Raw genomic sequence first — 12,994 nt, forward strand, 5'->3', positions numbered from 1 at the left:
AAAATCATGAGTCTGCTCCTCGATCGCCTGAATTTTCTTGCGCGCAAGAATGTCGGCACCTTTTCGGAAGGCCATGGGGTCACAACCAATGAAAACCGTGATTGGGAAGACGCCTATCGCAAGCGCTGGCAGCACGACAAGATCGTCCGCTCCACCCATGGTGTGAACTGCACCGGCTCCTGCTCGTGGAAAGTTTACGTCAAGGGCGGGATCATCACCTGGGAAACCCAGCAGACGGATTATCCGCGCACCCGCGCCGACCTTCCCAACCACGAGCCGCGCGGTTGTTCGCGCGGGGCGAGCTATAGCTGGTATGTCTATTCAGCCAACCGGGTGAAATACCCGTTGATCCGCTCGCGCCTCCTGAGATTGTGGCGCAAGGAACGTGCGGTAAAAACGCCGGTCGCGGCTTGGGCAGCGATCCAGCAGGACCCGGCAAAGCGGGCTGACTATATGAAAGTGCGTGGGCTTGGTGGTTTTGTCCGCGCCAGTTGGGCGGAAGTCAACGAGATCATCGCTGCGGCCAACGCCTATACGACCAAGACCTACGGGCCGGACCGCGTGATCGGCTTTTCTCCGATCCCGGCCATGTCGATGGTGTCCTATGCGGCGGGTTCGCGTTATCTGTCGCTGCTTGGCGGCGTCTGCATGTCGTTCTACGACTGGTATTGCGACCTGCCACCTGCTTCGCCGATGACATGGGGCGAGCAAACCGACGTGCCGGAATCTGCCGACTGGTATAATGCCGGGTTCCTCATGCTCTGGGGCTCCAATGTCCCGCAGACCCGCACGCCGGATGCTCATTTCTATACCGAGGTACGCTATAAGGGAACCAAGTCGGTGGTGGTTTCGCCGGACTATTCGGAGGCGGCCAAGTTTTCCGATTTGTGGCTGCACCCCAAGCAGGGGACGGACGCAGCGCTTGCCATGGCGCTCGGCCATGTCATCCTGCGCGAATATCATCTGGACCGTCAGGTTCCATATTTCGAGGATTATTGTCGTAAATATTCCGACTTCCCGATGCTGGTCATGCTCAGCCAGAAAGACGGGCGCTATGTGCCGGATCGTTTCCTGCGTGCTTCCGATTTCAAGGGTGATCTCGGCGAAGGCAACAATCCAGACTGGAAGACGGTTGCTTTCGACACCAAGTCTGGCGCCTATGTTGCGCCACAGGGTTCCATCGGTTTCCGTTGGGGCGACGATGGCCAGTGGAATCTCGAAGAAAAGGGCGGCAACGGCCAGGATGTGGAACTGGCCAAGAGCTTCATCGACAAGGACAAACACGATGCCGTCGCCGATGTGGCCTTCCCATATTTCGGCAATCGTGAGCACGATTACTTTGAAGGCAGCGACCATGACAGCGTGCTGGTCCGCAAGGTTCCGGCCCGCAAGCTCAAGCTCAAGGGCGGCGACGTCATGGTCGCGACCGTGTTCGACCTGTTTGCGGCCAATTACGGGCTTGATCGGGGCCTTGGCGACGAGAATTCGGCCAAGTCCTACGACGAAGGCCTGCCATACACTCCGGCCTGGGCCGAAAAAATCACCGGCGTCCCGCGCGATCAGATCATTGCGGTGGCGCGTGAATTCGCGACCAATGCCGAAAAGACCAATGGCCGCTCCATGGTCATTCTGGGGGCCGGTCTTAACCACTGGTACCACATGGACATGAACTATCGTGGCATCATCAACATGCTGGTGATGTGCGGTTGTATCGGCCAGTCCGGTGGCGGCTGGAGCCATTATGTGGGGCAGGAGAAGCTGCGCCCGCAAACGGGCTGGACAGCGCTCGCCTTTGCGCTCGACTGGAACCGTCCACCGCGCCATATGAACTCAACCTCGTTCTTTTATGCGCATACTGACCAGTGGCGTTATGAGACGGTGAAGGTGCAGGACATTCTGTCGCCGACAGCGCCTGATGGTGCATGGGACGGCACTTTACTTGATTACAACATCCGGGCCGAGCGCATGGGCTGGCTGCCGTCTGCGCCACAACTCCAGACCAATCCGTTGGACATAGCAAAGGAAGCGTCAAGTTCTGGCAAAGACCCGAAAGACTTCATCGCAAATGCGTTGAAGAACGGCACCGTCACCATGTCCTGCGAGGACCCCGACCACGAAGCCAACTGGCCGCGCAACATGTTTGTCTGGCGTTCGAACCTGCTTGGCTCGTCGGGCAAGGGACACGAATATTTCCTGAAGCATTTGCTCGGTACATCGAACGGTTTGCTTGGCAAGGATCTCGGTCAGGACGGAGCGCAGGAAAGCCGCGAGGCCGTGTGGCACGAGAATGCGCCGGAAGGAAAGCTAGACCTTCTGGTCACGCTCGATTTCCGCATGTCCACGACCTGCGTCTATTCCGATATCGTCCTGCCAACCGCAACCTGGTACGAAAAAAACGATCTCAATACCTCCGACATGCATCCCTTCATCCATCCGCTGTCGAGCGCAGCGGACCCTGCATGGGAAGCACGCAGCGACTGGGAAATCTTCAAAGACATTGCCAAAAAGTTTTCTGAAGTCGCCCCGGAAGTGTTGGGTGTCGAAAAGGACGTTGTTCTTGTTCCGACCCTGCATGACACGGCTGGCGAACTGGCGCAGCCCAAGGACGTCCTCGACTGGAAAAAGGGCGAGGTCGAGCCGATCCCCGGCAAGACGATGCCATCTGTTGTGGTTGTAGAGCGCGACTATCCCAATCTCTACAAGCGCTACACTTCTGTTGGCCCGCTTCTCGACAAGCTTGGCAATGGCGGCAAGGGTATCTCGTGGAATACTGAACATGAGGTGGATTTGCTCGCCAAGCTCAACGGAAAAGTTGAAGAGCCTGGCGCAAGCCAGGGACGTCCGCGTATTTATACCGACATCGATGCAACTGAAGTCATTCTGTCGCTCGCGCCGGAAACTAACGGCGAGGTTGCGGTCAAGGCGTGGAAAGCGCTTTCCAAGTTTACCGGACGCAACCACACCCATCTGGCGATCCCAAAGGAAGATGAAAAGATCCGCTACCGCGATATCGTTTCTCAGCCCCGCAAGATCATTTCATCCCCGACATGGTCCGGCATTGAATCAGAGAGCGTGTGTTACAATGCGGGCTATACCAATGTGCATGAACTGATCCCATGGCGCACGCTGACCGGTCGTCAGCAGCTCTACCAGGATCATTTGTGGATGCGCGCTTTCGGTGAAGGCTTCTGTGTCTATCGTCCGCCCATTGATACCAAGACGGTCAATCCTGCGATCCGCGAGAAGGCGGATGGCAAGCCGCATCTCGTGCTGAACTTCATCACGCCGCATCAGAAATGGGGCATTCACTCGACCTATACGGATAACCTCTTGATGCTCACACTCAATCGTGGCGGGCCGGTTGTCTGGATTTCGGAGCCGGATGCCGCACGGGCTGGTCTTGTCGATAATGACTGGGTGGAAGTTTACAATGCCAACGGCGCCATTGTGGCGCGCGCGGTTGTCTCCCAGCGCATGAAGGACGGAACCGTCTTCATGTATCATGCGCAGGAAAAGATCGTGAACACGCCCGGCTCGCCAATGACCGGCCAGCGCGGTGGCATTCACAACTCCGTCACACGCATCATCACCAAGCCGACGCATATGATCGGCGGGTACGCGCATCAGTCCTACGGTTTCAATTATTACGGCACGGTTGGGTCCAACCGTGACGAATTCGTTGTGGTGCGCAAGCTCGACCATGTGGACTGGATGGAAGGTCCATTGGAAGAAAGCAAACAGTCGTCGTTCGCTAAGGAGGCAGCAGAATGAAAATTCGCGCTCAAATCGGAATGGTGCTTAATCTCGACAAGTGCATCGGCTGCCACACCTGCTCGGTGACGTGCAAGAACGTCTGGACCAATCGCGAAGGCGTGGAATATGCCTGGTTCAACAATGTCGAAACCAAACCCGGCATTGGCTTCCCAAAGGAATGGGAAAACCAGAAGAAGTGGAACGGCGGCTGGGTCCGCAAGAAGAACGGTAAGATCGAGCCGAAGATGGGCGCGAAATGGCGCATCCTCGCCAAGATTTTCGCCAATCCGGACCTGCCTGAAATCGACGATTATTATGAACCGTTCGATTTCGATTACGGTCATCTCCAGACAGCGGGCGAAAGCAAGACCATGCCGACCGCCCGTCCGCGTTCGCTGATTTCTGGCGAGCGGATGGAGAAGATCGAATGGGGTCCGAACTGGGAAGAAATTCTCGGTGGCGAATTCGCCAAGCGTTCGAAGGATTACAATTTTGAGGGCGTGGAAAAGGAAATCTACGGCCAGTTCGAAAATACCTTCATGATGTATCTGCCGCGCTTGTGCGAGCATTGCCTCAACCCGACCTGTGTTGCGGCCTGTCCTTCAGGCGCAATCTACAAGCGCGAGGATGACGGCATCGTCCTGATCGACCAGGAAAAGTGCCGTGGCTGGCGCATGTGCGTTTCCGGCTGCCCCTATAAGAAAATCTATTACAACTGGAGTTCGGGCAAATCCGAGAAGTGCATCTTCTGCTATCCGCGTATTGAAGCCGGCCAGCCAACGGTATGCTCCGAAACCTGTGTCGGTCGCATTCGCTATCTCGGCGTGATGCTCTACGATGCCGACCGTATTTCGGAAGCCGCTTCCACCGCCAACGAGCAGGATCTCTATCAGGAACAGCTCAATATCTTCCTTGATCCGAACGATCCTGCCGTGATCGAACAGGCCCGCAAGGATGGCGTGCCGGAAGCCTGGCTGGAATCCGCCAAGCACTCGCCGGTCTACAAGATGGCGATGCAATGGAAAATTGCCTTCCCGCTGCATCCTGAATACCGCACCTTGCCGATGGTCTGGTATGTTCCGCCGCTCTCGCCGCTCCAGTCGGCTGCCGCTGCAGGCAAGCTCGGCATGGACGGCCCACTGCCGGATGTCCGCTCCATGCGCATTCCGGTCCGTTATCTCGCCAATCTTCTGACGGCGGGCAAAGAGGAGCCCGTTATTTCGGCGCTGGAACGCATGCTCGCCATGCGCGCCTATATGCGCGCCAGGACGGTCGATGGCGTTCTCGACGAGGCGATTGCGGATCGCGTTGGCATGAGTGGCGCGATGATCGAGGAAATGTATCACATCATGGCAATCGCCAACTACGAAGACCGTTTTGTCATTCCGACCACGCATCGCGAAGTTACCGAAGATGCCTATGACATGCGCGGCTCCTGCGGCTTCACCTTTGGCAATGGCTGCTCGGGCGGTTCATCGACGGAAGATCTGTTCGGCTCCAAGCGACCGAAACTGGTCCAGACGCCGACAGATATCTTCAGGGAGCAAGTGTAATGAACAAGACCCTGAAAATCATTTCGCTCCTGCTTTCCTATCCGACCGCCGAGCTTCAGCTGGGCGGGCAGGAGTTGAAAGATGCGCTGGCAGGAGAAAAGCTTTCTTCCGGTGTCCGGAAGCTTCTCGACAGTCTCACGGATTATGTTTGCGACTGCGATCTCTATGAGGCGCAGGAGCGTTATGTCCATCTGTTCGATCGGACGCGTTCGCTGTCGCTGCATCTTTTCGAGCATGTCCATGGCGAAAGCCGTGATCGCGGTCAGGCTATGGTTGATCTGATGAAAATGTATGACGACAACGGCCTTGTCGTCGATGCGAAGGAACTGCCGGACTATCTGCCGCTGTTCCTCGAATTTTTGTCGACGCGTTCACCGGAAGAAATTCACGATCTCCTCGCCCAGACCGGCCATATCACGGCGGCGCTCGGCGAACGTCTGCGTAAGCGTCAGTCGCCTTATGCCAATGCTTTTGCGGCGCTGCTTCACGTTGCCAATGCGAAACCGGACAAGAATCTTGTTGGCGAGTTGCTTCGACTGGAAGAGGACGACCCTAATGATCTCGCCGCACTCGACCGTATCTGGGAAGAGGAAGTGGTGACCTTCGGCGGCAATGCGGGTGAGAATTCCTGCGGACCGGACCGGCTGCGTATGCAGATGCGCGCCGCACAGCGCAAGCCCGGCGCCCCGTCCAACCCATCGCATCTTTAGGAGACGGAAAATGGCTTATATCCATACGTTTCTGTTCGGCATCTATCCCTATATCGCGCTCAGTGTACTCGCGCTCGGTTCGATCTTTCGTTACGACCGTGAGCCCTATACATGGCGTTCAGGGTCCAGCCAGCTTCTGCGGCGCAAGCAGCTGATGTGGGGTTCCGTGCTTTTTCACGTCGGCGTGCTATTCATCTTTGCCGGGCACTTTGTCGGTCTGCTGACGCCGATCTGGGTTTTTGACGCTCTGGGCGTCAGCCATGAGGCCAAGCAAATATTGGCTGTGGTTGCTGGTGGAATCGCGGGGGTGATGGCCATTATCGGCGCCTCGCTTCTGGCCCATCGCCGGGTTTTCGACCCGCGTGTTCGCGCGTCGTCGCGCCCGACCGACACGCTGATCATCATTCTGCTCTGGGTCCAGCTTCTGCTTGGCCTCAGCTCTATCCCCGTTTCGTTGCAGCACATCGATGGCCATGAAATGGTGAAGTTCATGAACTGGGCGCAAGGCATCTTTACTTTCAACCCGGAAGCTTCAAGCTACATCACCGATGCGTCCATCATCTTCAAGATGCACATTTTCCTCGGGCTCACAATCTTCCTGCTGTTCCCGTTCACGCGGCTTGTGCATATGTTGAGTGCGCCGGTCCGCTACATCTGGCGTCCGGGCTATCAGGTCGTGCGCGAGCGCAACCATACGGCTCAGTCCTCCCACATGCGCATTCCAGCGGAGTAAAGATCATGGTGACACTTTTTGATCGGAAACAACCGTCAGAACAACCGCGTGGCGCACATGCTCATCATGAGGGTTACACGAGCTATAAGGAGCCGGACACGCGCGTACCGCCAAAGCCGCGCCCGGTTTTCGATGCGGTGTCCGTCAATGGCGTGACGATTGATGAGACGAACATTCTGACGGAGGCGCAAAACCATCCATCGGAAAATCCGGGGAGGGCGCTGCTCGCGGCTGCGCGGGCGCTTGCGGTGCGCGAACTTCTTCTGCAACGCGCAAAAGAAATTGGCCTCGCGCCAGTGCACGAGAAAGATGCGGAAGGACGCAGCGAAACCGACGAAGATGCGCTTGTGCGGATGGTGATCGAGCAGGAGGTCGAAGTGCCTTCGGCCACGCGTGAGGAGGCGCTGCGGTTTTATGAGAACAATCGCCATCGCTTTACGAGCGAGCCCATTCTGGAAGCAAGTCACATATTGATTTCTGCTGATCCGGCTGATGAGAAACAACGGGACAGAGCGCGTTCCACAGCGACACAACTTGCCGCCTCGGCGATTGCCGAGCCGACAAGCTTTGCATCCTTGGCGCATGACTACTCTGCTTGTCCTTCCAGCGCGCAGGGCGGCAATCTCGGGCAGCTTACGCGCGGCAGCACCGTGCCGGAATTCGAACGGGCGCTGGAACGGCTGATGCCGGGTGAGATCACGGCGGCGCCAATCGAAAGCCGTTTTGGCTTTCATATCATTCGCCTCGAACGGCGCGTCGATGGCGAAGAGCTTCCCTTCGATTATGTTGCGGACAGAATTGCGGGCTGGCTGGAAGCATCCACATGGTCGAAAGCCGTCTCGCAATATATCGCAATCCTCGCTGCAGATGCCGACATAACCGGAATAGACCTGCTGGCGGATGACCGGGGAAGCGCATGAGTAAAAAGCCCAGCCTGGCAGCCATTCACTGCGTGAAAGATTTGCCGGTCGATCATTTTCTGGCGGATATCGTGACACGGGCACGGGAGGAAGGTCTGCGTGTCACCGGTTTCCTCCAGCATCGCGGTGCACAAACGGATGAATGTTGCCGAACAATCTCTATCGAACATATCGATAGTGGTGAGGTTCGGCTCATTTCGCAGCCGCTGGGCACGGGATCGTCAGGATGCCGTCTCGATCCTGCCGCACTGGCAGACATTGCAGCCGAATTGCTTGCCGAGCTTGATCGACCGACGGATTTGCTCATCCTTAATCGCTTCGGCAAGGGCGAATGCGAAGGCCATGGCTTGCGTGCGGTTATCGAAACTGCATTTGCGCGCGGCGTGCCGGTATTGACGGTCGTGCGCGATACTTATGCAAATGGATGGTGCGATTTCGCAGGGGAATTCGGTGTTCTCTTGACTGCCAACCAGCAAAGCATAGCCGGCTGGTTCAACGCGCATATTTCACGCCGCACCCAAGTCCTTCAGGACGCATTCTCTCAATAATCCTCGCCACACCACGCCACGTTTGGTCGCACCCAAAAACAAGTATTTTATTTGCATGTTTTCGCGCGCCCATATAGATGCATATCAGATACATAATTTAACATCGTGAGACTCATTCCGGCGGTGCAGCCGTCGAAATGCGCATAGGCCTGATAGCGAACAGGTCGCCTGGCATGCATTTGATATGGAGACGCATATGTCGCAGACACTGAAGGAAAACACGGTTGCCATCGTCAAGGCGACCGTTCCCGCGCTCAATGCTCATGGGCTTGATATTGTTCATGAAATGTATTCGCGCATGTTCCAGAATCCTGAAATCAGGGATCTGTTCAACCAGTCTCATCACGGAGAAGCTTCATCGCAGCCGCGAGCGCTGGCAGGTGCGATTCTCGCCTATGCCAGCAATATCGAGAATCTGGCCGCGCTGGCCCCGGCGGTGGAGCGAATTGCGCAAAAACATGTGGGCCTTCAAATTCTCCCGGAACATTATCCCCATGTGGCTGAAGCTTTGCTGGGAGCGATCAAAGCCGTGCTGGGTGATGCTGCAACAGATGAAATTCTGGAAGCCTGGGGCGACGCCTACTGGTTTCTGGCCAACATTCTGATGGCGCGGGAAAATCGCATTTATGACGAGCAGAAAGTTGCTGATGGCGGCTGGAACGGCTGGCGTGATTTTCGCATTGACGAGATCGTCCGTGAAAGCAGCACGATATCGTCGTTCGTTCTCCGCCCCGTGGATGGCGGGCGGGTCATGGAGCACAAGCCCGGCCAGTATCTGACCTTCTGGTTTGAAATCGCCAATCACGCGCCAATCAAGCGCAACTACTCCATTTCAAGCGCCGCGAATGGCAAAACCTACCGGATTTCGGTCAAGAAGGAGCCTGGTGGCGTGGCGTCGAACTGGCTGCATGATCAGGCAGCCATCGGCAGCGTCATCAAGGTTGCAGCGCCAGCAGGTGAATTTTTTCTGGCCGATAGCCCGACGCGTCCGGTTGTGTTGTTGTCTGGTGGCGTTGGGCTTACGCCGATGGTTGCGATGCTCGAAACCATCGCCGACCAACACCCTAAACTTCCAACGCAGTATATTCACGGCACACATAACCGCGAGACCCATGCGATGCGCGATCATGTGCAGGCACTTGCCGCCAAGGGTGACGCGATCCGTGTGAGCGATTTTCACCAGACACCACTGGACGGTGAGAAAACGGGTGTGCATTACGACCATGCGGGGCTGATTACGGATGAGTGGCTGGTTGCCAACACGCCGCTACAGGATGCAGACTACTATATCTGCGGACCGCGCCTTTTCCTGCGTGCCGCCGTATCAGCGCTATCGCTGGCGGGTGTGCCGTCTGACCGTATCCATTACGAGTTTTTCGGTCCTGCGGACGAACTTCTGGCCGCTTGAGGCCTTCAAATCTGTATATGCAAAAACAGGGAACGGGTGAAAATCCGTTCCTTTGCTTAATCCATCAGGTCAAAACTGAGCGGTGGCTTGCGCTCGGTCAGTCGGCGCATGACGGTTTTGTCTGTCAGCAGATCTTCAACCGTATAACTATCGAACACACGAAGCATCGCTTCAACGCCCTGCGCCAGCACACCGGTTAGACCGCAAGCGGGCGAAAGTGCGCATCCTGGACAGTCCGCCAGTTGATGAAGACCTTCTTCCGTATGCCGGACGACAGCGCCCACCGAAATGGTATGCGCAGGGCGAGCCAGACGCAGGCCTCCGCTCCGCCCGCGAACCGTTTCAATGAAACCGCCGCTCACGAGGCCATTGACGACTTTCATCAGATGGTTGTGGGAAATCGAATATGCGTTGGCAATTTCGCCGATCGAACACAGACGGTCCTCGTGAATTGCCAGATGGATCAAGACGCGAAGCGAAAAGTCCGTATAAAGCGTCAAGCGCATATGATTTTCTCACTACCTTTCGTTTTCAGCGAGACATTATAGGGAAGATGAACTGATCTGTATCATTGCAGATTTTTGCAAGTCCAGTTCCGACCGGCCCGGACATATTTCCCGTCTTTGCAGGCTTCCTAGCAGTTTATACCGTGCATGTTAAGCTGCGGCCGATAATGACTGTCGCGCGAACTTCAGGAAGCGATGCCAGACTTCAGCAGTGCTGAGAAACGCGGGTCGAAATGCCTGCTGATCTGCTCAAGGGCTGCCCCGCGCGCCACGGCCCATATATCGGTCAACCCGACCAGCAGACGCGGCAATGTCCGCACCGGGTAATCTACGCTGGAGGAAATGAGCGGCTCGATCCGGTCCACGAGCCGGTTGGCCAGAAGTTTCGGCGCGCCGCCACACAGAATAACTGTTTGCGGGTCGAAGATCGCTTCTATCGTATGGATGGCGGATCTCAGTTCCATCGCCGCCCGCTCCAGCCATGTTTCCAGTTGCGGATCGTTCTGCGCCAACAGGGCTTCCAATTCCGCAGAAAGATCGGGCTGTGCTTCGTCGATTTTCAAATGTTTGTAGAGCGACCAGAGAGAAGCATGGTGTTCCAGTGGCGTTTGCGCGCCACGATTGGTCATAAGCATGGTGCCGATTTCACCGGCATTGCCCTTGCTGCCCGTATAGATTTCTCCGTTCAGTATCAGCCCGGCGCCGACACCGTAGCCCATATAGATACAGACGACATTATCGAGGCCGTCTGCGAGACCAACCATTTTTTCTGCCCGCGCGCAGGCCGTAGCATCGTTCTGCAATGTTACAGTCAGGCCGGTGCTTTGGGTCAACCTGTCGATCAGCGGGAAAGATTGCCATGCACTCATCACCCATCGGTCATGCTCGGGAACCTTTGTCCCGAAAGGTCCGGGCATGGCGACACCAAGCCCTGACATTCGATAGTGTCCATCGGGGAATTCCCGTGCGAGCGTCGCTTGCGCTTTGGCAATTTCTTCCAGAATGATGGCGCAGCCTTCTTCCGGATTATCGGGTGGCAGTCTGGCCTCTCGCCGCACGACTTCATCGCCGGTCAGATTGACGATGACGATCCGGGTCAGATGCCGGTCGATCTGAACGCCGAGCGCAAAAGCGCCCTCGGGCACCAGCCGGTAGGGCGTTGCCGGTTGTCCGCGACCACGCCTGACGGCATTTTCCGAACTCACCAATCCGTCGCTTTCCAGACCTTCAATCAGGTTGGAGATCGTCTGTTTGGTGAGATTTGTCGCACGGGCGAGTTCGGCGCGGGAGAGCGATCTGTTTTGGCGCAGGGCGTCGATGATCACCCTGCGATTATGGGCGCTTGTACCCTCATGATTGGTGCCACTCGTGGCCCGAATGTCGCTCTTTCTTGGCATCCTCAATCCCTCTTGACACCAGTAGATATTTATAACACGTTTAAGTCAATGGATTTGACTTAATAAAGAACATGAACATTTAATAATGGTGGAACAACAGCTCTGATCTCACGGCGATAAGGCAATGTGCACGGCACTAGCACAAGCCGGAGGCAGGTTAACGGGAGGTACCAATGCTTAAATCAATTCGCACCGTCTTGCTGGGTACGCTGGCCGTATCCGCTTTCTCGGTTCCGCACGCATTTGCTGAAACGACCCTGAATGCCCTGTTCATGGCGCAGGCCGCTTATAGCGAAGCGGATGTACGCGCGATGACGGAGGCCTTTCAGACAGCCAATCCGGATGTGAAGGTCAATCTGGAATTCGTGCCCTATGAAGGGTTGCATGACAAGACGGTTCTGGCTCAGGGTTCGGGGCAGGGCTATGACGTTGTGCTGTTCGACGTGATCTGGCCAGCCGAATATGCAAGCAACAATGTGCTTGTCGATGTCTCGTCGCGCATTACGGACGAGATGAAGAAGGGCGTTCTGCCAGGCGCCTGGACGACGGTTCAGTATCAGGACAAATATTACGGCATGCCGTGGATTCTGGATACCAAGTACCTGTTCTACAACAAGGAAATCCTTGAGAAAGCAGGTATAAAGAACCCGCCTAAGACTTGGGCGGAACTCAACGATCAGGCAAAGATCATCAAGGACAAGGGATTGCTTGCATCGCCGATTGCGTGGAGTTGGGCGCAGGCGGAGGCCGCGATTTGCGACTACACCACGCTGGTGAGTGCTTATGGCGGCGATTTCCTGAAAGACGGAAAGCCCGCCTTCGACAAGGATGGCGGACTGGATGCCCTCAGATATATGGTGGACAGCTATAAGTCCGGCCTCAGCAATCCCAACTCGAAAGAGTTTCTGGAGGAGGACGTACGCAAGGTCTTCCAGAATGGTGACGCCGCTTTCGCGCTGAACTGGACCTATATGTATAGTAAGGTCAATGACCCTGCCGAAAGCAAAGTGGTTGGCAAGGTGGGCGTGGTGCCTGCGCCGGGCGTCGAAGGCAAGAGCGAGGTTTCGGCTGTCAATGGTTCCATGGGGCTTGGCATCACCACCACCAGCAAACATCCTGATGATGCGTGGAAATATATCGTCTTTATGACCTCGCAAAAGGTCCAGAACGATTATGCAAAACTGTCTCTGCCGATCTGGGCGTCGTCCTATGACGATCCGGCTGTATCGAAGGGACAGGAAGAGTTGATTGCGGCAGCGAAGCTCGGCCTGGCTGCGATGTATCCGCGCCCGACGACACCGAAATATCAGGAAATGTCCACGGCCTTGCAGCAGTCCATTCAGGAAGCTTTGCTTGGACAGTCTTCGCCGGAAGACGCCCTCAAATCCGCAGCTGAAAACAGCGGACTCTAAGACCCTGATGGGAGTGGTTGCATCTGCATCCACTCCCTTCTTCCATTTAGACTG

The 12,994-nt window shown here is 56.2% G+C and carries 10 protein-coding genes; 8 read left to right on the plus strand and 2 right to left on the minus strand.

What is annotated here, in order from left to right; translation table 11 throughout:
* The first annotated feature begins 6 nt into the window (after positions 1–6).
* From HWD97_RS10280 to hmpA, 7 genes are all read left to right on the plus strand, one after another.
* A complete protein-coding gene (locus HWD97_RS10280; RefSeq protein ID WP_109366095.1) occupies positions 7–3,771 on the plus strand; it encodes a nitrate reductase subunit alpha in 3,765 nt (1,254 codons plus the stop codon).
* Complete coding sequence (gene narH, locus HWD97_RS10285) at positions 3,768–5,306, plus strand: nitrate reductase subunit beta (protein WP_109366094.1); 1,539 nt, start codon at positions 3,768–3,770, stop codon at positions 5,304–5,306. The genes HWD97_RS10280 and narH overlap by 4 nt, the downstream gene beginning before the upstream one ends.
* The gene (narJ, locus tag HWD97_RS10290; RefSeq protein ID WP_109366093.1) at positions 5,306–6,016 is read left to right on the plus strand and encodes a nitrate reductase molybdenum cofactor assembly chaperone; all 711 of its coding nucleotides are present in this window, start codon (positions 5,306–5,308) and stop codon (positions 6,014–6,016) included. The genes narH and narJ overlap by 1 nt, the downstream gene beginning before the upstream one ends.
* 10 nt (positions 6,017–6,026) lie before the next feature.
* The gene (gene narI / locus HWD97_RS10295) at positions 6,027–6,749 is read left to right on the plus strand and encodes a respiratory nitrate reductase subunit gamma (protein ID WP_109366092.1); all 723 of its coding nucleotides are present in this window, start codon (positions 6,027–6,029) and stop codon (positions 6,747–6,749) included.
* A gap of 5 nt (positions 6,750–6,754) precedes the next feature.
* Positions 6,755–7,669, plus strand: coding sequence for a peptidylprolyl isomerase (locus HWD97_RS10300; protein WP_319080249.1), 915 nt, complete (start codon positions 6,755–6,757; stop codon positions 7,667–7,669).
* A complete protein-coding gene (locus tag HWD97_RS10305) occupies positions 7,666–8,217 on the plus strand; it encodes a DUF2478 domain-containing protein (protein WP_109366090.1) in 552 nt (183 codons plus the stop codon). Before HWD97_RS10300 ends, HWD97_RS10305 begins: the two co-directional genes overlap by 4 nt.
* A 196-nt stretch (positions 8,218–8,413) precedes the next feature.
* Positions 8,414–9,625, plus strand: a complete 1,212-nt coding sequence (gene hmpA, locus HWD97_RS10310; RefSeq protein WP_109366089.1) for an NO-inducible flavohemoprotein — start codon at positions 8,414–8,416, stop codon at positions 9,623–9,625.
* A gap of 56 nt (positions 9,626–9,681) precedes the next feature.
* Here the strand turns inward: hmpA and HWD97_RS10315 are convergent, their stop codons facing one another.
* On the minus strand, positions 9,682–10,131 hold the full coding sequence (locus tag HWD97_RS10315; protein ID WP_109366088.1) for an Rrf2 family transcriptional regulator: 450 nt from the start codon (positions 10,129–10,131) through the stop codon (positions 9,682–9,684).
* Between the two features lie 185 nt (positions 10,132–10,316).
* Positions 10,317–11,528, minus strand: a complete 1,212-nt coding sequence (locus HWD97_RS10320; RefSeq protein ID WP_109366087.1) for an ROK family transcriptional regulator — start codon at positions 11,526–11,528, stop codon at positions 10,317–10,319.
* 173 nt (positions 11,529–11,701) lie between these two features.
* Here HWD97_RS10320 and HWD97_RS10325 point away from each other — a divergent pair, with 173 nt between their 5' ends.
* Positions 11,702–12,940, plus strand: coding sequence for an extracellular solute-binding protein (locus HWD97_RS10325; RefSeq protein WP_109366086.1), 1,239 nt, complete (start codon positions 11,702–11,704; stop codon positions 12,938–12,940).
* Positions 12,941–12,994: the final 54 nt, after the last annotated feature.

Origin of the sequence: Ochrobactrum sp. C6C9 (genome assembly GCF_022627935.1) — a bacterium.
GTDB classification, from domain to species: Bacteria; Pseudomonadota; Alphaproteobacteria; order Rhizobiales; family Rhizobiaceae; genus Brucella; species Brucella teleogrylli.

Bases quoted from the DNA above. Each gene is read 5' to 3' on its own strand.
- HWD97_RS10300 (WP_319080249.1), top strand. From the start codon at position 6,755: ATGGTGACACTTTTTGATCGGAAACAACCGTCAGAACAACCGCGTGGC.
- HWD97_RS10315 (WP_109366088.1), bottom strand. From the start codon at position 10,131: ATGCGCTTGACGCTTTATACGGACTTTTCGCTTCGCGTCTTGATCCAT.
- HWD97_RS10320 (WP_109366087.1), bottom strand. From the start codon at position 11,528: ATGCCAAGAAAGAGCGACATTCGGGCCACGAGTGGCACCAATCATGAG.
- narJ (WP_109366093.1), top strand. From the start codon at position 5,306: ATGAACAAGACCCTGAAAATCATTTCGCTCCTGCTTTCCTATCCGACC.
- hmpA (WP_109366089.1), top strand. From the start codon at position 8,414: ATGTCGCAGACACTGAAGGAAAACACGGTTGCCATCGTCAAGGCGACC.
- narH (WP_109366094.1), top strand. From the start codon at position 3,768: ATGAAAATTCGCGCTCAAATCGGAATGGTGCTTAATCTCGACAAGTGC.
- HWD97_RS10325 (WP_109366086.1), top strand. From the start codon at position 11,702: ATGCTTAAATCAATTCGCACCGTCTTGCTGGGTACGCTGGCCGTATCC.
- HWD97_RS10305 (WP_109366090.1), top strand. From the start codon at position 7,666: ATGAGTAAAAAGCCCAGCCTGGCAGCCATTCACTGCGTGAAAGATTTG.
- HWD97_RS10280 (WP_109366095.1), top strand. From the start codon at position 7: ATGAGTCTGCTCCTCGATCGCCTGAATTTTCTTGCGCGCAAGAATGTC.
- narI (WP_109366092.1), top strand. From the start codon at position 6,027: ATGGCTTATATCCATACGTTTCTGTTCGGCATCTATCCCTATATCGCG.